Here is a 19,451-nt window from a genome sequence, read left to right as displayed (position 1 = left end):
GCGTTTTCATTATGGTCTATTATCTTATCGTCTGCCGCTCCCTGACCTATGCCCAGCGGACGGCCGCCATGCTGGAGCGGGCGGGGATCACGGCCCATATTCTCCGCTCACCCAGAACCATTGACCGGGAAGGGTGCAGCCACAGTGTAAAGGTATCGGAGCGGAACCTGGCAAATGCACTGCTCATCTTAAACCGAGCGGGGCTGCAGCCTAAGCGGGTTTATCTTATAGCGGGAGATGGCAGCTATAAGGAGGTGCTGCTTTGATCTATTTGGACAGTGCGGCTACCACCATGCAGAAGCCGCCTGCGGTGGCCAGAGCTGCTGCCTATGCTGTGGGACATATGGCGTCTCCAGGCCGGGGCGGGCATCTGCCCGCCAGAAAAGCGGCGGAGACTGCTTTTGCCTGCCGTCAGGAGGCGGCAGAGCTGTTTGGGGTGGCAGAGCCGGAACGGGTGGTTTTTACCAGCAATGCCACCCACAGCCTGAATATTGCTATCCGCTCCCTGATCAAGGCTGGGGATCGCGTGGTGATCTCTGGCTGGGAGCATAACGCCGTTACCCGGCCTCTCCACGGAATCGGTGCGGAGATCGTGGCAGCCAGAGCGCCTCTGTTTGACCGGGCGGGCCAGGTTGCTGCATTTGCGCAGGCGCTGGAAGGCGGCGCTGCGGCGGTGATCTGCAATCATGTTTCCAATGTTTTTGGCTTTATCCTGCCGGTAGAGGAGATTGCGGCTCTGTGCCGGGAGCGGGGCATTCCCTTTATTTTGGATGCCTCCCAGTCAGCAGGCTGCCTTCCGGTACGGCAGGACCAACTGGAAGCGGCTTTTATTGCTATGCCAGGCCACAAAGGACTCTATGGCCCTCAGGGTATCGGCCTGTTGATCTGCGGCAGCGAGCCGGTGCCGCTGCTGGAGGGAGGAACAGGAAGCGCATCTGTGCTCCAGAGCATGCCGGATTTTCTGCCCGACCGTTTGGAGGCGGGTACTCACAATATGCTGGGTATTGCAGGCCTGCTAGCAGGTCTGCGCTATGTTCGCTCTAGAGGCACGGAGACAATTCTCCGCCGGGAACGGAGCCTGATCCGCAGCGCTGCCCACGGCCTGTCCGGACTTCCCGGTGTCCGGGTCTTTGCGGCAGACGACCCGGTGGACCAGGCGGGCGTTCTCTCTTTCCAGGTAGACGGAAAAGACTGCGAGGAGGTAGGGGAATACCTGGGCCGCCGGGGAATTGCGGTCCGAGCGGGGCTCCACTGCGCACCGGCCGCCCACCAGTCCGCCGGAACGCTGGAGAGCGGTACGGTCAGAGTCAGCGTTTCTGACTTCAATACCCCCGCGGAGATTGCTCAGTTAGTGCGGGTGGTATCCGGAGCAGTCCGCAGCTAAATACAGCGGCCAGCGGCAGAACCTAGTTCTGCTGTCGGCCGCTGCTGCTTTGTTTGTTTACAGAAAATTGATTTTCACCTTTCCCGTAATACTTGTAAAGCGACTGGGAATACAGTATAATAACTTAGTTAAAGGGAAGTGACGGCCCATACGGAGCCGGACGCGGGAGATGAGGAAATGGAAGGGATTTTATATTTGTTGCAGCAGCTCAAGGGGATGGTGACGCCGTTCAGCGTCTTTGATCTCATTGACATCCTCATCATGGCTTTTATCATTTATAAGGTCATCATGTTCATCCGGCGCACCAGCAGCGGCGCGGTGGCCAAGGGTATCCTGCTTCTGCTGGCGGCCGTTTTGGTTACCAGCGCGCTTCAACTCAATACGGTGAATTTCCTGATGGGCAAGATCGTGGAGTATGGCGCTCTTGCACTGGTCATCCTGTTTCAGCCGGAAATCCGCCGGTTTCTGGAGCAGATGGGCCGTGCCAATCTGGGTGAGGTCTTTTCCCGGGCGGAAGAGCGAGATGAGCTGGACAGTGCGATTACCCAGACAGTGGAGGCTTACACATCTCTGTCTAAGTCTAAGACTGGTGCTCTGATGGTGTTTGAGCGGAAGAACATGTTGGAGGATGCTATCAAGACAGGCACAGCGCTGGACTGCTCGGTGAGTGCAGAATTGCTCAAAAATATTTTTTGGAACAAAGCGCCCCTTCATGACGGCGCGGTCATTGTCCGGGGCGGACGGATCGTAGGCGCTGGCTGTATGCTTCCCATGTCGGGCAATGTGAATCTGTCCCGGGAGCTGGGTATGCGTCATCGTGCAGGTATTGGTGCCAGTGAGCACACCGACGCGGTAGTGGCCATCGTTTCGGAGGAGACCGGTTCCATTTCAGTGGCGGTGGGCGGCATGCTCAAGCGCCATCTTGCTCCGGAAACCCTGGAGCGTCTGCTGCGGAATGAACTGTTGCCGGAGCAGGAAGAGGCGGAGAACGCGCCTAAATTTAAGTTGGCCAACCTGTTCCGGACAGGAAAGGGGGAGAAGCAGAATGGGGAAAAAGATCACTGACAGCAGATGGTTTTATATTGTTATCTCTCTTCTGCTCGCCTTTATCCTTTGGATTTATGTGGGAAAAGAAGCAAATCCCATCAAGACCAGTACATTGAGCAATGTACAAGTGGTATATAGTGGCCTGGAAAAACTGGAGGAGCGGGGCCTGATGATTTCGGAAGGAGCAGATCAGACCGTTGCCCTTCGGATCCGTGCCCGGAGTGATGTGTGGGCTCGCTTGAATCAGGGCGAGACCACAGTGACCATTGATGTGTCGGGTATTACAGAGCCGGGAGAGCAGAACGTGACGATTACCTCCCGGAACATCAGCTATCCGCGCTCGATCACAGCCACCGATTCTATTGAACTGCAGTATACCAGCCCCGGGGCAGTGACATTTACTGTCTCCAAGTGGGCCAGCAAGGATGTGGATGTGCGAGGCGTCTTTGAGGGCAGTATTGCGGATGGCTATCAGCGGGGCGAGTTCTCCATGGCTCCGGAAAAGGTCACCGTCAGCGGTCCTCAGGAACTGGTGGAGCAGGTCGATTATGCCAGAGTGACTGTCACTCAGACCGATATGAATGCCACTTACAGTCAGGATACCGGCTATACGCTTATAGATTATGATGGAAACCCGATTTTTGCCGACGAGCTGGAGACCGAACCGGAGACGGTGCTGGTCACTCTGCCGGTGGAGAAGCTGAAGGAAGTAGAGCTGACGGTAGACATCATTCCCGGCGGCGGCGCCACAGCGGATGATGTGGAGATCGACATTGAACCCAAAACCATCATGGTGTCCGGCAGCGATGAGGATCTGGAAAATCTGGACAGCATCAGCCTGGGCGAAATCGACCTGGCGGATGTGTTTGGAAGTCTGACCCAATCCATGCCCATCCAGCTGGACAGCGTGCTTACCAATGTCAGCGGTATTACGGAGGCTAAGGTGACCGTAACAGTCAAGGGACTGACTACCAAGGTCCTCCAGGTGAGCAACATCAGCTTTATCAATAAGCCGGCCGGCTATCAGGCGGACGTAGTGACCCAGTCTTGCAGCGTACAGATTCGTGGTACGGAAGAGGCTGTGGCGGCTGTGACAGCCTCTCAGCTGAGGATTGTGGCGGATCTGTCTGCGGTAGAGCTGTCTACCGGTAATCAAACGATCCCCGTAAAGGTTTACCTGGACGGCAGCAGCGATGTGGGCGTGGTGGGAGACTATAATATTGTGGTCTCCATCACAAGAGAATAAGTAAAAGGTGATATGATGATTCAAACGGCAAAAGTGACACGGGTACTGGACAATGGTACCGCCGAGGTAGCGGTCAAGCGGCAGTCTGCCTGTGGCCACGACTGTTCCAAGTGCGGCGGCGGATGCAGTGAGCTGATGGTCAGCTCCACGGTGGCAGTCGTGGCGGCCAATCCGGTGCGGGCCATGCCTGGCGACATGGTGCGGGTGGAGTCCTCTACCGGTGGTGTGCTGAAGGCGGCGGTAGTGGTCTATCTGGTGCCCTTTATCCTGTTCTTCCTCGGATATTTCATCTGCGCAGCTGCTCATTTGGGCGGCGGCGTCAGCGCCGCTGTTGGCGGCATTGGATTTGCGGTAGGTGTATTGCTGGCGGTTTTACTGGATCGACAGGTCCGCCGGGACCGCTCCATTACCTTCTGTATCACGGCCATCAATCCTCAGGACTGATGTTCGGGTATGTGCGTCCTTACCGGGATGAACTGAAGGTGCGGGAACAGCGTGACTATGAAACGTTGTATTGCGGTCTGTGCTTGTCGCTGGGCCGGCGGCACGGATTCCTGGCACGTATGTTCCTGAACTATGATTTTACGTTTCTGGCTATGCTGCTGGACGGGGACAAGCCTGTGGCAGAACGTCATGCCTGTCCCGCCCGCCTCTGGTGCCGAAAAAAAGCCTGTGCCTGCGGCAGCGGCGTAGATGCAGCGGCAGATGCCGGTACGATCCTGGCCTACTGGAAGCTGCGGGATACTGTGGTGGACGGTACGTTTTGGAAGCGGATGGGAGCCAGGATTCTTTGCTGGCTGTTCCGGAAAAGTTATCGCCGGGCAGCGGCCAAGCGGCCAGACTTTGACCGGGCTGTACGGGAAAACCTGGAACAGCTTCAAAGGCTGGAGCAAGAGGGATGCACCTCGCTGGACCGGACGGCAGACACCTTTGCAAAGATACTGTCTGCTGCTGCTCCCCGTTCGGATAATCCCGGCAGAGACCGGGCGCTGGAACAGCTGCTCTATCATGTGGGACGCTGGATCTACCTGGTAGATGCCTGGGACGATTTGGAGGAAGACCGGCGGCGGGGCGGATATAACCCCATTTCAGCCCGTTTTCCGGGACAGGAAAAAGAAAAAATGGAGTATCTGCGCACCACTCTGCGGCATTCCCTGAATCTAGCCCGCTCCGCAGGAGCGCTTCTGGAACTGGGGTATTGGCAGGGAACCGTGGAGAATGTATTGTATCTAGGCCTTCCTGCAGTGGAAGAATTGGTCTTTACCGGCCGTTGGAAGGCCGTCAATCACAGAAACAGGAGACAGAGTACATGAGCGATCCGTATAGCGTATTGGGTGTCAAGCCGGATGCCAGCGACGAGGAGATCAAGCGCGCCTATCGTGAACTGGCTCGGAAGTACCATCCCGACAACTATCAAAACAATCCCCTGGCTGATCTGGCGGAAGAGAAGATGAAGGAGATCAACGAGGCCTATGACACCATCACCCGTATGCGCAGCGGCAGCGGGAATGCTGGAGGCTATCAGAGCCAGGGCGCATATCGGGGCGGCTATCAGCAGCAACAGCAGTATTCAGGTGCCTCCGGCAGCCTGTACTCCCAGGTCCGGCAGGCCATCAATATGGGCGACATCAGCAGGGCCGAACAGCTGCTGCGCAGTGCGCCTGCTCAGGATGCGGAGTGGCATTTTCTTTCCGGCTCCATTGCTTATCGGAAGGGCTGGCTGGACGAGGCCACACAGCATTTCCAAATGGCCTGTAATATGGATCCGTCTAATGGCGAGTACCGTCAGGCGCTGATGATGATGCGGCAGGGGGGGCATGCGTACCGCCCCTATGGCTACGGCGGCGGAATTGATACCTGCGACCTGTGCTCCGCCTGCTTGTGCATGAACTGCCTTTGCGGCGGCTGTGGCGGGTACTGAGCGATGCGCGGAAATCGTGGCAAGAGAAGCGCCTATCTGGTGGCGCTGGTAGGTTTGCTTACAGCTCTTTCAGTGGTCACACTCTATCTTTCCGCTGTAGCTCCTGCGGCACGCTTGGGCCTGACAGCAATTGCCGGACTTTTTCCTGCGGGAGCGGTCGTCTCTTCAGGGTTGGGCGCTGGATTTTTCTGCTATGGAGCCACTGGGCTTCTGGGCTTATTGCTGGTACCGGACAAGGGAAATGTAGTGCTTTACCTGCTCTTTCTGGGCCTGTGGCCTATGCTGAAAAGCCTCTTTGAGCGGCTGACCAGCCGTGTATTGGAGTGGGTGTGTAAGCTAGCCGCTTTTAATGGAATCCTGATGATCTTCTGGTTCGGATTGCGGGAACTGCTGCTGCCCTTTTTGCCTCCGGTGCTGGAGCAGGCGTGGATGGTATTTGTCGCCGGCAGCATTGCCTTTGTGATTTACGACGTTGGCTTTTCCAAATTGATTGCCTTCTATGAGGTGCGGGTGGACAGGGTCTTGCGAAAGGGGTCCTGATCTGATATACTTTTCAGAAGACTTTTTTACCCGCTGCGGAACTGATCCAACAGACATAACCAGGAACAGGGGGAACTGGCTTTGATAAAAAGTATGACAGGCTACGGAAGAGGAGAGGCTGTGCTCCACGGCCGTCCCATTACCGTAGAGGTTCGTTCCGTCAATAACCGATATCTGGACTGTACGGTAAAGCTGCCTCGGATCTATGTCTTTGCAGAAGACGCGATCAAAGCGGCGGTACAATCCCATATTTCCCGGGGCAAGGTGGATGTGTTTGTCACCATCGGGCCTTCTGAAAGCGGCGATGTGACCATTTCGGTAAACCGCCCTATGGCAGATGGCTATTATGCGGCTCTGTGCGCACTGCGGGATGCTTATGGGCTGAAGGATGACATCTCCGTTTCCATGCTCTCCCGCTTCCAGGATGTGTTCCTGGTGGAGAAGACCCAGGAGGATCTGGAGGCAGTATCAGCGGATATTTGCTCTGTGCTGGAGCTGGCATTGCAGGATTTTGACGCCATGCGCCTGCGGGAGGGTGAAAAGCTGAGTCAGGATGTTCTGGGCCGGGCGGAGACCATCGAAGTTCTGGTGACTAAGGTGGAGACCCGTTCTCCGGGCATCGTGGCCGACTACCGAGCCAGGCTGGCCGCCAAAATGGCGGAGGTGCTGCAGAATACCCAGCTGGACGAGAGCCGCATCCTCACCGAAGCTGCCATATACGCCGACAAGGTGGCGGTAGATGAGGAGACGGTTCGCCTGCGCAGTCATCTGTCCCAGTTGCGCCACCTGCTGGCTCAGGATGGGCCTGTGGGCCGGAAGCTGGACTTCCTGATTCAGGAGTTCAACCGGGAAGCCAATACCATTGGTTCCAAATGCAATGATATCGAGACCGCCGGCTATGTAGTGGACATTAAGGCCGAGATCGAAAAGATCCGGGAACAGATCCAGAACATGGAATAAGGCGGTGCGTACAGATGAAACTCATCAATATCGGCTTTGGCAATATGGTCTCTGCCGGGCGGCTCATCGCTATCGTCAGTCCTGAGTCTGCCCCTATCAAGCGCATGATCCAGGAGGCCCGTGACCGGGGCGTGCTCATTGACGCTACTTATGGACGGCGGACCCGGGCGGTGCTGATTATGGACAGTGACCATATCGTGCTCTCCGCCCTCCAGCCGGAGACGGTGGCCGGACGCCTGACCGGCAAGGAAACCGAACCGGCGGCGGAGGAAAGTGAGGAGGCATAAGCGTGAAGAAGAAAACCCGCGGACAGTTGATCGTAGTTTCCGGCCCCTCTGGTGTGGGAAAGAGCACCGTGATCTCTGAGCTTTTGAGTGAGCGGAAAGATATCTATTTTTCCGTTTCCTTTACGACCCGGCAGCCACGGGTAGGCGAGGCGGACGGGGTAAACTACAATTTTGTGAGTCGGGAAACCTTTGAGCAGATGATTGCCAACGAAGAGCTGTTGGAATATGCAGAATATGTCCATAATTATTATGGCACATCACTGAAGGTGATCCGGGAAAAGCTGGATGCCGGTGTAGATGTACTGCTGGATATTGAAGTACAGGGTGCGGCCAAGGTGCGGTCCAAATGCCCGGACGCAGTACTCATTTTCATTGTTCCGCCCTCCTTTGAGGAGCTGTCCCGCCGCCTTCACGGTCGGGCAACTGACCAGGAAGAGGTCATCCAGGGCCGTCTGCGTAAGGCCAGGGAGGAATACCAGCAGATTTGCCACTATGATTATCTCGTAGTCAATGACAAGGTGTCCGAGGCGGCGGGCGAGATTATCGCCATCCTGACCGCCGAGGGCTGCCGTACCAAGAATCGTATGAATTTTGTAGAAGGAGTCTGATCCGATATGATGCTCGAACCCCCTATGAACAAACTGCTTGAGCAGGTGCCCAGCCGCTACATGCTGGTCAATGTGGTGGCCCAGCGGGCTCGCCAGGTAGCCAGCGAGGCGGAGGATGCCGGCCTGTCTCTGGATGATAAGCCTGTGACCATCGCCATTCGTGAAGTTGCAGACGGCAAGCTGGATCTGGGGAACGAAGAAGCCTAAGATGTGTGTGTGGGAGGCAAGCGGCAGAGGTTTTTTATTCTGCCGCTTGCCTCCGCCTGTGCTTAAAGAAAAAAGCGTCGCTGGGAGGGATGTGGATGGACGGTATGACAGTGGCCAAGATCGCGTTGAGTGCCGCTACCTACGCCATCGACAAGCCCTATGACTATACCGTGCCGGAGGAGGTGCGGGGCAGCCTTAATCCTGGCATGCGGGTCATTGTACCTTTTGGTGCAGGAAACCGGCGGACAGAGGGCATCGTTTTGGCCCTGGAATCCGGTTGCGGCCCCAATCCGAAACGCAAGTCCATCCTCACTGTCCTGGATGAGGAGCCGGTGCTGGACGGAAAAGCACTCCGGCTGGCCCTCTGGATGCGGGAGCGCTGGTTTTGTACGGTGTATGACGCTGCCCGGGCCATGCTGCCCGCCGGCTTGTATTTTTCTCTTCAGGACCGCTGGAGCCTGGTCCCCGACATGGACGAGGAGACGGCCATGGCCGCTGCCGGCCGGTCGGAGCATGCCAGACGGCTGGTGGAGCTGCTCTTTGCTTGGGGCGGTCAGGCGGATGTGGGACAGATCAAAGAGGCTTTTGGCCTCAAGGATCCCAATCCCGCCCTCCGGCTGCTGCGGGACAAGGGGATCCTGACGCTGGAGACCAGCGCTTCCCGGGGCGTGGGCGACAAAACGGAAAAAGTGGCTGCCCTGGCTATTCCGCCGGAAGAGGCCATGGCCCAGATCGCCGGGAAACGGCGTTCTGCCCCACTCCAGTACGCTGTAGTGGAACTCTTGTGCGGCTTGGGCAGTGCATCTGCCAAGGAGCTGTGCTATTTTACCGGAGCTTCCAATGCAACACTGCGTTCCCTGGCTAAACGGGGGATCCTTACTCTGGAGGAGCGGGAGATCTTCCGCCGGGTGGCAGTTCCGGAGGGCGTGGAGCCGACGGAGGAGCCCCAACTGAATCAGGAGCAGCAGCAGGCCTATGAGGGACTGGATGCTTTGGCACGTTCCGGGCAGGCTGCTGCCGCCCTGCTCTACGGTGTCACCGGCAGCGGAAAGACCCAGGTTTATCTGAAATTGATTCACCGGGTGTTGGAACGAGGTGGTTCAGCTTTGGTGCTGGTGCCGGAAATTGCCCTGACCCCTCAGCTGCTGCGGCTGTTTTCCGCCCACTTTGGAGACCAGATCGCCGTGCTCCACTCCTCCCTCCGGGCAGGGGAGCGGTATGATGAGTGGAAGCGTGTTCGTGCGGGAAAGGCAAAGGTAGTGATTGGGACCCGCTCGGCTGTGTTTGCTCCTTTAAAGGACCTGCGGCTCATCATTTTGGATGAAGAGCAGGAACCTTCCTATCAATCGGAAAATGTTCCGAAATATCACGCACGAGACGTGGCAAAATACCGATGTGTCCAGCACAACGCCCTGCTGCTGCTGGGCTCCGCCACTCCTTCGGTGGAGAGCATGTACCGGGCGCAGATCGGCGCGTACCACCTGTTCACCCTGCGGCAGCGCTATAATACCCGACCATTGCCTCCGGTAGAGATCGTGGACATGAAGAAGGAGCTTCGTGCTGGTAACGGTACCGATCTCAGCAGCCAGCTAAAAGCGAGTCTGGCGGAAGCTATGGACAGGGGAGAGCAGAGCATCCTGTTTCTCAATCGCCGGGGCGCCAGCCGTATGGTGTCCTGTGGGGAGTGCGGGGAGGTGCCATCCTGTCCCCGCTGTTCAGTCCGATTGACCTATCACTCCGCCAATGGCCGGCTCATGTGTCACTACTGCGGCCACTCGGAGCCTCTGCCTGATTTTTGCCCGTCCTGCGGCGGCACGTTGAACTTCATCGGCACCGGTACACAAAAGGTGGAGGAGGAGCTGAAACAGGCTTTTCCGGACCGAGAGGTCCTGCGGATGGACACCGATACCGTCTCCGCCACCCAGACCCACGAAAAGCTGCTTAGCCGGTTTGAAAAAGAGAAGATTCCCATTCTGGTGGGCACCCAAATGGTGGCCAAGGGCCTGGACTTTGAGAACGTCACTCTGGTAGGTGTGATCTCTGCTGACCTCTCTCTGTATGTAGACGACTACCGGGCGGGGGAACGGACCTTTTCTCTGCTGACACAAGTGGTTGGCAGAGCCGGACGGGGATCCAAGGGCGGCAAGGCACTGATCCAGACCTTTACGCCGGAAAACGACGTGATCCGCACCGCTGCCCAGCAGGACTATGACGCCTTTTATGCCCATGAGATCGAACTGCGGCGGCTACGGGGCTGTCCGCCCTTTCAGGATCTATTTGTGCTCACCGCCTCTGCCAAATCAGAGGCTGCTGCCCTGCGTGCCTGTATGCGGCTGCGTCAGGCCTTGGAGGCCTGGCTGCGCAGACCGCCCCTGGACCGGCTGGAGCTGCATATCCTGGGTCCCGCGCCGGCCAGTATCGCCAAGGTCAACGACCGCTATCGATACCGGCTGACTTTATCCTGTACCAATAGCAAGCAAGTGCGCACTCTGGTGGCTGAACTGCTTCGGTGCGCCCAAGCTGACAAAGAAAATAAAGGGGTATCCGTATTCGCGGATGTCAATCCCCTGGACTAGGAGGAAGTATTATGGCACTGCGTACCATTTTGACTGATAACGATCCCGCCCTGCACAAGGTCTGCCGGCCGGTCACCAATTTTGACGGTCGCCTTCACGACCTGATCGACGACCTGAAGGAGACCTTGGCTGAGGCCAACGGTGCCGGCCTGGCCGCGCCTCAGGTGGGCATTCTCCGCCGGGTAGTCATCGTGGTGGACAACGAGGAGAATATGCTGGAGCTGGTGAATCCGGAACTCATCGCTCAGGAAGGGGAGCAGGAGGGCTTTGAGGGCTGTCTGTCTGTCCCCGGCCGCTGGGGTATCGTCAAGCGGCCTCAGAAGGCCAAAGTGCGGGCACAGGACCGGAACGGAAACTTCTTTGAAGTTGAGGGGGAGGACATTGTGGCCCGCTGCTTCTGCCATGAGTTGGAGCATCTGGACGGTCACCTGTTTACCGAGCATGCCGATCGGCTCTACACCAATGAGGAACTGGACGAGATGCTCCAGGCCCAGGAGGAGGAAGCGGAATGAGGATCCTGTTCATGGGTACACCTGATTTCGCCGTGCCTTCTCTGGAGGCTCTGGTCCAGGCGGGCCACACGGTGTGCGGCGTGTTTACCCAGCCGGATAAGCCCAAGAACCGGGGCATGAAGCTGCTGCCGCCGCCAGTAAAGGTATGTGCCCAGAGCCATGATATCCCGGTGTACCAGCCCACCAAGCTGCGGGACGGCACCGCCCTGGAGCTGATCCGGCAACTGGCGCCGGAGCTGATTGTGGTGGCGGCCTATGGCCGTATCCTGCCGGATGATATCCTGGCGGCACCGCCCCTGGGCTGTATCAATGTCCACTCGTCCCTTCTCCCGGCCTACCGGGGAGCCGCGCCCATTAACTGGGCCATCCTGAACGGTGACCAGGAGACCGGCGTGACTATTATGCACATGGCCCACGACCTGGACGCCGGCGATATCATTGCCCAGACTGCCACACCTATCGGTCCAGACGAGACAGCGCCTGAGCTTTATGGCCGGCTGGCTCAGCTTGGGGCAGAGCTGCTGCTGCATGTGGTGGACGATCTGGCTGCCGGGACCGCCGCTCGGGTTCCTCAGGAACACGAAAAAGCCACTCTGGCCCCCATGCTGTCCAAGGAGCTGTCTCCCATGGACTGGACACGAACTGCCGGTCAGCTTCATGACCAGGTCCGTGGCCTGATTCCGTGGCCCGCCGCAGTTACCACCTTGAGCGGCAACCGGTGTAAAGTGTTTTCCACTACCATCCTGGCGGAGCGGACTGACGCCGAGCCCGGAACCATTTTGCGGGCGGATAAAGCGGGTATCAATGTGGCCTGCGGAGAGGGAACCGTTCTGCGGATCGATGAGCTCCAGCCTGACGGCGGTAAGCGGATGAAGGCTGCCGATTATCTGCGGGGGCATCCCATCACCGTGTAAGAGGAGACCGTATGGAGCTGCTGTGGACTGTGCTGGTATCCGGTGCGGTAATCGCCCTGGGAATATACCTGGTTTTGCGTTGGCTGGGTGCCGCAGGTCTGCCGATTCCGTTGTATGCGCGGGCGCCGGGGTCCGTCTGCCGCCTGGTGAGCAGGGAGGAGGCGCTGAAGGTTTTCCTTTTGGCGCTGCTGTTCCGGCTGGTGATCTTTGCGGCAGTGGGACTTTTTACCTGTCTGGTGCTCTATCCGGGCTCCGGACCAGGTGCAGCCCTGTGGACCTGGGAGCGCTGGGACGCATTACATTATGTGAATCTGGCTGAGCTGGGCTACTCCGGATATATTGAGGATGGGAAGCATCTCTTTCTGGCCTTTTTTCCGCTCTACCCCTGGTTGATGCGGTTGGTTTCGCTCCTGACCGGAAATACTATGGCGGCAGGATTGCTGATTTCATTCCTCTCCTATGCCGGAGGCTGCGTCTACCTCTATAAGCTGGCGGCCTGGGAGCTGGGCGTGGGAGCCGCCCGGCGGGCGGTGCTGTTCCTGTCGATCTTTCCCTATGCGTTTTTCTTCGGCGGGATCATGACGGAAAGCTTGTTTTTTCTCACCACTGCCGCAGGTCTGTGGCACATCCGGCGGCACCGCTGGTGGCTGGCAGGAGTGATCGGCATACTGGCCGCCATGACCCGGATGCATGGGATCCTGCTCATTGGAGCTGCTGCCGCCGAACTGGTGGAGGACAGGGGGTACTTTGACTGGAAGGAGATCTTCCAGCGTCTGCCCGCGCTGCTGCTGCCGGTGCTGGGTACCCTGATTTATCTGCTGCTCAACTGGCAGGTGGGGGGCGATCCCTTTACCTTCACTGTTATGCAGGAGCATTGGAGCCAGGGATTTTGCTGGATCTCCGACACCCTGTGGTATGTACTGCAAAACGCCTTGTCTTATCCGACAGAGGTGGTGCGATATCAGCTCTGGATCCCCACAATCCTGTTGTTCCCCGTCTTTTTTGCTCTGGCTGTATACGCCAGAAAGCGGATGCGCAGCATGTATGTGCTGTACGGCTATGTCTATCTGGTGCTGAGCTACTCCCTTTCCTGGCTGCTCAGCGCCGGGCGCTATCTGTCCTGCGCACTGCCCTTTTTCCTGTTCATGGCGGCGCTGACGGAGAAGCGCCGCTGGCTCACCATCCTGGCCGCTGTGGGGATGTCCATCGGCTTTGTCATTACGCTGTATGGGTACCTGACAGGCGGACAGATTATGTGAATGGAGGCTGCTATGCCCTTTTTCTACTATTACGACCCCTACTATTGGATGATCCTGGTTCCGGCTATGCTGATCGCTCTGCTGGCTCAGATCAACGTATCCTCCACCTTTAACCGCTATTCCCGGGTGGGCAGCACCCGTGGATTTACCGGGGCCCAAGCGGCAGAGGCGGTGCTTCGCGCCCACGGCGTGTACGACGTGCGGATCGAGCGTGTGGCGGGCAGGCTCAGTGATCACTATGACCCCCGCAGCAATGTGATCCGTCTGTCCGATGCGGTCTATAACTCCACCAGCATTGCTTCGGTGGGCGTGGCCGCCCATGAGGCTGGCCATGCGGTCCAGTACGCTCAGGGCTACGGCCCCATCAAGCTGCGGACAGCTATCATTCCGGTGTGCAACATCGGTTCCCAGCTGTCCATTATTCTGATCATCCTGGGCCTGTTTCTTTACTCCCAGCCTCTTTTTGGACTGGGTGTTATCCTGTTCTCCCTGGCAGTAGTAGGCCAGATCGTGACTCTGCCGGTGGAGTTCAATGCCTCCCGCCGGGCCATTGTCAGCCTGCGGGAGACCCATCTGTTGGATGAAGAGGAGCTGCGAGGCGCGAAAAAGGTGTTGGGTGCCGCAGCCATGACCTATGTGGCCGCCCTGTTGGTGTCTCTGGCCCAGCTGCTTCGCTTCCTGCTGGCCTTCGGCGGTCGTCGGAGGGATTGATATGGGTGAGCGGATCTCAGCCCGGGGAGTAGCTCTGCGGGTCCTGACGGCCTGTGAAAAACAGGGCGCCTGGTCGGACGGATTTTTGAAGAAATCTCTTCGGTCCGCCGGGCTGGACGGCCGAGACGCTGCCCTGGCGACCCGGCTGTGCTTTGGTGTGCTCCAGAACCGGCTGCTGCTGGACCACCACCTGGGTAGATTGTCTACGGTAAAGTTGGAGAAAATGGAGCCAGCTGTCCGTAATTCCTTGCGTCTTGGTGCTTATCAAGTGCTTTTCCTTGACAGAGTTCCTGACCATGCTGCCGTCAGTGAGGCGGTAGATCTGGCGCGGGAGAACTCCAGGAATCCCCGATCCGCTGGATTGGTCAACGGTGTGCTCCGGTCTTTGGTGCGACAGAAGGACAGCTTGGAGTCCCCCAAGGACCCGGCGATTCGGTACAGCCATCCCCAGTGGCTGGGGGAAGCCTTTCGCTCCAGGCTGGGCAGGGAGGAGGCGGAACTGCTCATGGCCGCCGACAATGGGGAACCTCCCACCTGCGCTCAGGTGAATACCATCAGAGCTACCACAGAAGATGTGGCAGCTGCGCTGCAGGCGGAGGGCGTGGAGGTTACACTCCACCCCTGGCTGCCGGACTGCCTGCTTTTGTCCCACACTGGCAGCCTGGAGGAATTAACTGCTTTTCAAAAGGGGCTGTTTTACATCCAGGATGCCGCCGCCCGGCTGGCGGTACTGGCCGCCGCACCCCGTCCCGGCATAAAGGTGCTGGATGCTTGTGCTGCGCCAGGTGGGAAATCCTTTGCTGCTGCTATTGCCATGGGCGGACAGGGGAGTGTGCTCTCCTGTGACATCCACCCACATAAAATTGAGTTGATCCGGGCCGGTGCCAAACGCTTGGGTCTTGACTGTATTTCAGCAGAGCTGCTGGACGGCAAGGACTGTAAGGGTGAACTCCTTGACGGGTTTGACTTGGTGATTGCGGATGTTCCCTGCTCCGGTCTGGGTATCATCCGTAAAAAGCCGGATATCCGCTATAAAGATCCCAAGCCGTTGGAGGGGCTGCCGCGCGTGCAGAGTGCCATTCTGGATAACGTAGCCCGCTATGTGAGACCTGGCGGAGCGCTGCTGTATGCCACATGTACCTTGTTGGAACGGGAAAACGAGGATGTCGTTAGAACGTTTTTAGGCAAGCGAAAAGACTTTACATTAGAGAGAGCGGAAGTTCCCGGCGACTTTGAGGGTGCGGATACGGGCATGGTGACCTGTTGGCCCCATCGCCATAATACTGACGGGTTCTTTTTTGCGAAGCTGAGGAGGCTCCCATGACTGATCTGAAATCCATGAACCTGGCGGAGATGACCGCTTTTTTTAAAGAGCTGGGGGAGCCGGCGTTTCGGGCTAAGCAGGTCTTTCAGTGGCTTCACAGGGGGGCACGCTCTTTTGATGAGATGACCAACCTGTCCAAAGCCCTGCGGGAAAAGCTGAAGGACAGCTGTATTCTCTGCCCGCCGGAGGTAGAGCGGAAGCAGGTCTCTGCCCTGGACGGTACAATAAAGTATCTGTGGCGGCTGGGTGACGGAAACTGCATCGAAACTGTTTTGATGCAGTATCATCATGGGAATACTGTATGCATATCCTCCCAGGTGGGCTGCCGTATGGGCTGTGCCTTCTGCGCCTCCACGTTGAGCGGTAAGGTGCGGGATTTGACTCCGGCAGAGATGCTGGACCAGGTCCTTTTTACCCAGCTGGATTCCGGGCTGCCTATCAGCAATATTGTGCTTATGGGCATTGGAGAACCGCTGGACAATTTTGATACGGTGCTGCGGTTCCTGGAGTTGGTCAACAGCCCGGAGGGACTGAACATCGGCATGCGCCATATCTCCCTGTCCACCTGTGGCCTCACTGAAAAAATTGACAAACTGGCGGAACATCAGTTACAATTAACATTATCCGTGTCGCTTCATGCCCCCGACGATGAGACCCGCAGCAAAATCATGCCGGTGAATCGCTCTGTGGGTGTGGAGAACCTGTTTGAGACATGTCGGCGCTATTTTGAAAAGACAGGCCGGCGGATCTCCTATGAGTATGCCATGATCGACGGTGTCAATGATGCGGACTGGCAGGCTGATCTGTTGGCCCGCCATTTGAAGGGGACACCGGGGCATGTCAATTTGATTCCTTTGAACGATGTGGCGGAAAGCCCGCTGAAGCCCAGCCGCCGGGTAGCGGCTTTTCAGAAGCGGCTGGAGCAGCAGGGAATTACCGCCACTGTGCGCAGAAAGCTGGGCGGAGATATCGACGCCTCCTGCGGACAGCTCCGCCGCAAACGCATGCAGGAGCAGAATGTTGATTCAGACTGACGGGGCTCCCTGTCCGGCCGTGCGGGACGGGGAAGCGGCTATGCAATTTTCGTACGGGAAAGAGGCTGATTCACAATGATACATGCATGGGGCGTGACCGATAAAGGTGCGATCCGCACGCAAAATCAGGACGGATATTACTTAGACGTGCCTTCAGAGCATCTGGCCGTAGGTGTGGTGTGCGATGGTATGGGCGGTGCAAAGGCTGGCAATATTGCCAGCCTGATCGCGGTAGAGACCTTTGTGGACACCCTGCAGAATATGGGACCGGAAGACGAGGCTGGTCCGCCGGCGGTACTGAGTCAGGCGGCGGCAACAGCAAACTCCGCCGTGTTCCATCGGGCTTGTACAGACCCCGATTGCCGGGGCATGGGTACCACCATGGTGGCGGTGCTTATTGTAGAGAACGTGGCATATCTGCTGAATATCGGCGACAGCCGGGCGTACCATATCAATGAGGGCGGCATTACTCGCTTGACCCGCGACCACTCTGTGGTAGAGGATATGGTGGCTCGGGGTGATATCACGCCGGAGGAGGCACGGACCCATCCACGGAAGAATCTGATTACCCGTGCGCTGGGTGCGGAGGAGCAGATCCGGGCGGATCTGTATGAGAAGCAGCTGGTACCCGGCGACTATCTCCTGCTCTGTTCCGACGGACTGAGCAATATTGTGACCGATCAGGAGATCCTGTATGAGGTCATCCACGGCGGAGAGGCGGCGGAATGCTGCCAGCGGCTGCTGGATATCACGCTGTCCAGAGGCGCGCCGGACAATGTTACGGCCGTCCTCTTCCAGATCGTTTAAAAGGGGGTAATGAACTATGGATCAGTACATAGGGAAATTACTCGACAACCGATATGAAATCCTGGAGCGCATCGGCATCGGTGGTATGGCGGTGGTATTCAAAGGCAGAGATCACCGGCTCAACCGCCTGGTAGCTATCAAGATCCTGAAAGAGGAGCTAGCTCAGGATGCGGAGTTCCGCCGCCGGTTCCACGATGAGTCCCAGGCTGTGGCTATGCTCTCCCATCCCAATATCATGGCCGTGTACGACGTGTCCCACACGCCGGAGCTGGATTATATTGTAATGGAACTGCTGGACGGCATTACCCTGAAGCAGTACATGCAGAAGAAGGGCGGCAAGCTGGCCTGGCGGGAGGCGCTCCATTTCATTACCCAGATCATGAAGGCTCTGTCCCATGCGCACAGCCGTGGAATCATTCACCGGGACATTAAGCCCCATAATGTGATGGTTCTGCGGGATGGCAGTCTGAAGGTGGCTGATTTCGGCATCGCCCGGCTTACCTCTGCTGCCCAGGCTACTTTGACCCAGGAGGCTTTAGGCTCCGTTCACTATATTTCGCCCGAGCAGGCACGAGGCAGCCATATTGATGCCCGCAGCGACATCTATTCCGCCGGTGTAGTGCTCTACGAAATGATTACCGGGCGGCTGCCTTACGAGGGCGATTCCCCTGTGGCTGTAGCTATCCAGCACATCAATTCCATCCCGCTCTCACCCCGGGAGATCGACCCGGAGATTCCGGAAGCTCTGGAGGCCATCACTATGAAGGCCATGGCTTCCGACGTGAATCAGCGTTATATCTCCGCCGACGCCATGCTGGCTGACCTGGAAGAATTCCGTAAGAACCCCAGCATCAATTTTGACTATACTTCAGCGGACTTACTGGTGACGGATGGGGACGAGCCCACTCAGGTGCTGGGCGCCAATACTCCCCACAGTGTACGTCCTCAGCCGGCGCATACCGCCAAATATGTCTCCGAGGAGGCGGAGCCCCGTCCGCGCAAGCGGCAGAGCAGGCCGGAGCGGGACGATGACTACGACGATTACTCCGACCATGGCAGCAAACTGCCCATTATCCTGGCCATTGCGGCTGTTGCCATCTTTTTGGTAGGTATCGGCGTATTCCTGTTTGTCTCTTTCTTCAGCGGCCTCGGTGTTACCGGTGATACGACCTACAGCGTGCCCAACCTCTATAATAAGACCATTGAAGAGGCACAGGCCATGAATGAAGTGATAGAGGCCCAGTTCCAGATCGTACAGGGCAACACGGTGGCCAGCGACCTGCCTGAGGGGTATATCGTCAACCAGACACCGAAGAACGGGCTCAACGCCTCTGCCGGCGCCACTATTACGGTAGATATCAGCGACGGCAGCCTGGCTGATGAGGAAGGGGAAGAGATGCCGGACGTGGAGAACCTGGACTACCGCATCGCGGTAAGCCGTCTGGCAAAGCTGGGCTTCTCCGAAGCTGCCGGGAACCTGACTATCCGGCGGGAAAATGACGATGATGTAAACAAGGACTATGTGATCTCTCAGGATCCTGCGCCTAAGACGCCTCTGGACGAGGTGGAGAGTGTGGAACTGGTGGTCAGCGATGGAAAGAAGACCGAAATGGTCACTGTAATCACCTTCGTTGGTATGACCGAGGAAGAGGCGCGGCAGAAGGCCGAGGAAAATCTGGAGCTGGTGGTGTCCAGCGTCACTGAGGAGTACAGTGATAAGGAACCCGGCATCATTACCTGGCAAAGTATCGACAACGGCGTTTCAGTGGAGAAGGGTTCTTCCATCAGTTTCCGGGTGAGCAAGGGACCTGATCCCAACGCAACCACAGAGCCCACAACCACACCCACTCCCGAGACCAGCAGCACTCCTGCACCCACTCCGGGCGGCGGTACAGCAACAGAAAACACCATTTCTGTCCGCGTGGATCTCCCTCGGGATAGTCGGGAGTCTGTACAGGTGGTAGTCGCTGTAGACGGAGAGGTACAGTACGACGACGTAGTAGAGACTCAAATGCAGATGGTGATGGTTCAGCTGAAAGGCAGCGGGACCCAGAATGTCACCGTGTATTTTGACGGGGCCGAGGCCTGGAGCAGGGCCGTAAATTTCAACTGAT

21 protein-coding genes are annotated in these 19,451 nt (G+C 57.6%); all 21 read left to right on the top strand.

Annotated elements, in window-relative coordinates; genetic code table 11:
• Nucleotides 1–11 precede the first annotated feature (11 nt).
• The 21 genes from ACTNB1_RS10505 (at nucleotide 12) to pknB (ending at nucleotide 19,450) form a co-directional block, all read left to right on the top strand.
• The gene (locus ACTNB1_RS10505; RefSeq protein ID WP_441169323.1) at nucleotides 12–266 is read left to right on the top strand and encodes a DUF3343 domain-containing protein; all 255 of its coding nucleotides are present in this window, start codon (nucleotides 12–14) and stop codon (nucleotides 264–266) included.
• Nucleotides 263–1,384 carry an aminotransferase class V-fold PLP-dependent enzyme gene (locus ACTNB1_RS10500; protein WP_441169322.1) on the top strand — a complete coding sequence of 374 codons (1,122 nt, stop codon included), beginning with the start codon at nucleotides 263–265 and terminating at the stop codon, nucleotides 1,382–1,384. Before ACTNB1_RS10505 ends, ACTNB1_RS10500 begins: the two co-directional genes overlap by 4 nt.
• Before the next feature lie 177 nt (nucleotides 1,385–1,561).
• Nucleotides 1,562–2,449, top strand: coding sequence for a diadenylate cyclase CdaA (gene cdaA, locus ACTNB1_RS10495; RefSeq protein WP_441169321.1), 888 nt, complete (start codon nucleotides 1,562–1,564; stop codon nucleotides 2,447–2,449).
• Nucleotides 2,450–2,600: 151 nt separating this feature from the next.
• Entirely contained in the window at nucleotides 2,601–3,677 is a 1,077-nt protein-coding gene (locus ACTNB1_RS10490) for a CdaR family protein (RefSeq protein ID WP_441169319.1), read from the top strand.
• Nucleotides 3,678–3,692: 15 nt separating this feature from the next.
• Entirely contained in the window at nucleotides 3,693–4,121 is a 429-nt protein-coding gene (locus ACTNB1_RS10485; RefSeq protein WP_441169317.1) for a SoxR reducing system RseC family protein, read from the top strand.
• On the top strand, nucleotides 4,121–4,990 hold the full coding sequence (locus tag ACTNB1_RS10480; protein WP_441169316.1) for a DUF5685 family protein: 870 nt from the start codon (nucleotides 4,121–4,123) through the stop codon (nucleotides 4,988–4,990). The genes ACTNB1_RS10485 and ACTNB1_RS10480 overlap by 1 nt, the downstream gene beginning before the upstream one ends.
• Nucleotides 4,987–5,598 carry a J domain-containing protein gene (locus tag ACTNB1_RS10475; RefSeq protein WP_441169314.1) on the top strand — a complete coding sequence of 204 codons (612 nt, stop codon included), beginning with the start codon at nucleotides 4,987–4,989 and terminating at the stop codon, nucleotides 5,596–5,598. Before ACTNB1_RS10480 ends, ACTNB1_RS10475 begins: the two co-directional genes overlap by 4 nt.
• A gap of 3 nt (nucleotides 5,599–5,601) precedes the next feature.
• On the top strand, nucleotides 5,602–6,138 hold the full coding sequence (locus tag ACTNB1_RS10470) for a hypothetical protein (protein ID WP_441169312.1): 537 nt from the start codon (nucleotides 5,602–5,604) through the stop codon (nucleotides 6,136–6,138).
• A gap of 81 nt (nucleotides 6,139–6,219) precedes the next feature.
• Complete coding sequence (locus ACTNB1_RS10465) at nucleotides 6,220–7,098, top strand: YicC/YloC family endoribonuclease (RefSeq protein WP_441169310.1); 879 nt, start codon at nucleotides 6,220–6,222, stop codon at nucleotides 7,096–7,098.
• Nucleotides 7,099–7,112: 14 nt separating this feature from the next.
• Complete coding sequence (gene remA / locus ACTNB1_RS10460; protein ID WP_441169308.1) at nucleotides 7,113–7,385, top strand: extracellular matrix/biofilm regulator RemA; 273 nt, start codon at nucleotides 7,113–7,115, stop codon at nucleotides 7,383–7,385.
• The gene (gmk, locus tag ACTNB1_RS10455) at nucleotides 7,382–7,993 is read left to right on the top strand and encodes a guanylate kinase (RefSeq protein ID WP_441169442.1); all 612 of its coding nucleotides are present in this window, start codon (nucleotides 7,382–7,384) and stop codon (nucleotides 7,991–7,993) included. The genes remA and gmk overlap by 4 nt, the downstream gene beginning before the upstream one ends.
• A 6-nt stretch (nucleotides 7,994–7,999) precedes the next feature.
• A complete protein-coding gene (gene rpoZ, locus ACTNB1_RS10450; RefSeq protein WP_441169306.1) occupies nucleotides 8,000–8,200 on the top strand; it encodes a DNA-directed RNA polymerase subunit omega in 201 nt (66 codons plus the stop codon).
• Between the two features lie 95 nt (nucleotides 8,201–8,295).
• The gene (gene priA, locus ACTNB1_RS10445; protein ID WP_441169305.1) at nucleotides 8,296–10,776 is read left to right on the top strand and encodes a primosomal protein N'; all 2,481 of its coding nucleotides are present in this window, start codon (nucleotides 8,296–8,298) and stop codon (nucleotides 10,774–10,776) included.
• An 11-nt stretch (nucleotides 10,777–10,787) separates the two neighbouring features.
• Nucleotides 10,788–11,288: a peptide deformylase gene (gene def / locus ACTNB1_RS10440; protein WP_441169303.1), complete on the top strand. Its 501-nt coding sequence runs from the start codon at nucleotides 10,788–10,790 to the stop codon at nucleotides 11,286–11,288.
• Nucleotides 11,285–12,202: a methionyl-tRNA formyltransferase gene (fmt, locus tag ACTNB1_RS10435; protein WP_441169302.1), complete on the top strand. Its 918-nt coding sequence runs from the start codon at nucleotides 11,285–11,287 to the stop codon at nucleotides 12,200–12,202. Before def ends, fmt begins: the two co-directional genes overlap by 4 nt.
• Nucleotides 12,203–12,213: 11 nt before the next feature.
• Nucleotides 12,214–13,461: a glycosyltransferase family 39 protein gene (locus ACTNB1_RS10430; RefSeq protein ID WP_441169301.1), complete on the top strand. Its 1,248-nt coding sequence runs from the start codon at nucleotides 12,214–12,216 to the stop codon at nucleotides 13,459–13,461.
• Nucleotides 13,462–13,473: 12 nt separating this feature from the next.
• The gene (locus ACTNB1_RS10425) at nucleotides 13,474–14,172 is read left to right on the top strand and encodes a zinc metallopeptidase (protein WP_441169299.1); all 699 of its coding nucleotides are present in this window, start codon (nucleotides 13,474–13,476) and stop codon (nucleotides 14,170–14,172) included.
• A 1-nt stretch (nucleotide 14,173) separates the two neighbouring features.
• The gene (rsmB, locus tag ACTNB1_RS10420; RefSeq protein WP_441169297.1) at nucleotides 14,174–15,496 is read left to right on the top strand and encodes a 16S rRNA (cytosine(967)-C(5))-methyltransferase RsmB; all 1,323 of its coding nucleotides are present in this window, start codon (nucleotides 14,174–14,176) and stop codon (nucleotides 15,494–15,496) included.
• Nucleotides 15,493–16,530, top strand: a complete 1,038-nt coding sequence (gene rlmN / locus ACTNB1_RS10415; protein WP_441169295.1) for a 23S rRNA (adenine(2503)-C(2))-methyltransferase RlmN — start codon at nucleotides 15,493–15,495, stop codon at nucleotides 16,528–16,530. The genes rsmB and rlmN overlap by 4 nt, the downstream gene beginning before the upstream one ends.
• A 75-nt stretch (nucleotides 16,531–16,605) precedes the next feature.
• A complete protein-coding gene (locus tag ACTNB1_RS10410) occupies nucleotides 16,606–17,337 on the top strand; it encodes a Stp1/IreP family PP2C-type Ser/Thr phosphatase (RefSeq protein WP_441169293.1) in 732 nt (243 codons plus the stop codon).
• Nucleotides 17,338–17,353: 16 nt separating this feature from the next.
• Nucleotides 17,354–19,450 (top strand): Stk1 family PASTA domain-containing Ser/Thr kinase, encoded by a 2,097-nt coding sequence (gene pknB, locus ACTNB1_RS10405; RefSeq protein ID WP_441169291.1) that lies wholly within the window; start codon nucleotides 17,354–17,356, stop codon nucleotides 19,448–19,450.
• Nucleotide 19,451 lies beyond the last annotated feature (1 nt).

It is taken from the genome of Flavonifractor sp. HCP28S3_F3 (genome assembly GCF_052065355.1).
Classification (GTDB): domain Bacteria; phylum Bacillota; class Clostridia; order Oscillospirales; family Oscillospiraceae; genus Flavonifractor.
This window is presented reverse-complemented; position numbering and strand designations above follow the sequence as displayed.

Bases quoted from the DNA above. Each gene is read 5' to 3' on its own strand.
- cdaA (WP_441169321.1), top strand. From the start codon at position 1,562: ATGGAAGGGATTTTATATTTGTTGCAGCAGCTCAAGGGGATGGTGACG.
- rpoZ (WP_441169306.1), top strand. From the start codon at position 8,000: ATGATGCTCGAACCCCCTATGAACAAACTGCTTGAGCAGGTGCCCAGC.
- ACTNB1_RS10425 (WP_441169299.1), top strand. From the start codon at position 13,474: ATGCCCTTTTTCTACTATTACGACCCCTACTATTGGATGATCCTGGTT.
- ACTNB1_RS10470 (WP_441169312.1), top strand. From the start codon at position 5,602: ATGCGCGGAAATCGTGGCAAGAGAAGCGCCTATCTGGTGGCGCTGGTA.
- ACTNB1_RS10475 (WP_441169314.1), top strand. From the start codon at position 4,987: ATGAGCGATCCGTATAGCGTATTGGGTGTCAAGCCGGATGCCAGCGAC.
- remA (WP_441169308.1), top strand. From the start codon at position 7,113: ATGAAACTCATCAATATCGGCTTTGGCAATATGGTCTCTGCCGGGCGG.
- ACTNB1_RS10485 (WP_441169317.1), top strand. From the start codon at position 3,693: ATGATTCAAACGGCAAAAGTGACACGGGTACTGGACAATGGTACCGCC.
- pknB (WP_441169291.1), top strand. From the start codon at position 17,354: ATGGATCAGTACATAGGGAAATTACTCGACAACCGATATGAAATCCTG.
- ACTNB1_RS10410 (WP_441169293.1), top strand. From the start codon at position 16,606: ATGATACATGCATGGGGCGTGACCGATAAAGGTGCGATCCGCACGCAA.
- rsmB (WP_441169297.1), top strand. From the start codon at position 14,174: ATGGGTGAGCGGATCTCAGCCCGGGGAGTAGCTCTGCGGGTCCTGACG.
- ACTNB1_RS10505 (WP_441169323.1), top strand. From the start codon at position 12: ATGGTCTATTATCTTATCGTCTGCCGCTCCCTGACCTATGCCCAGCGG.
- def (WP_441169303.1), top strand. From the start codon at position 10,788: ATGGCACTGCGTACCATTTTGACTGATAACGATCCCGCCCTGCACAAG.
- ACTNB1_RS10490 (WP_441169319.1), top strand. From the start codon at position 2,601: ATGATTTCGGAAGGAGCAGATCAGACCGTTGCCCTTCGGATCCGTGCC.
- priA (WP_441169305.1), top strand. From the start codon at position 8,296: ATGGACGGTATGACAGTGGCCAAGATCGCGTTGAGTGCCGCTACCTAC.
- fmt (WP_441169302.1), top strand. From the start codon at position 11,285: ATGAGGATCCTGTTCATGGGTACACCTGATTTCGCCGTGCCTTCTCTG.
- rlmN (WP_441169295.1), top strand. From the start codon at position 15,493: ATGACTGATCTGAAATCCATGAACCTGGCGGAGATGACCGCTTTTTTT.
- ACTNB1_RS10480 (WP_441169316.1), top strand. From the start codon at position 4,121: ATGTTCGGGTATGTGCGTCCTTACCGGGATGAACTGAAGGTGCGGGAA.
- ACTNB1_RS10430 (WP_441169301.1), top strand. From the start codon at position 12,214: ATGGAGCTGCTGTGGACTGTGCTGGTATCCGGTGCGGTAATCGCCCTG.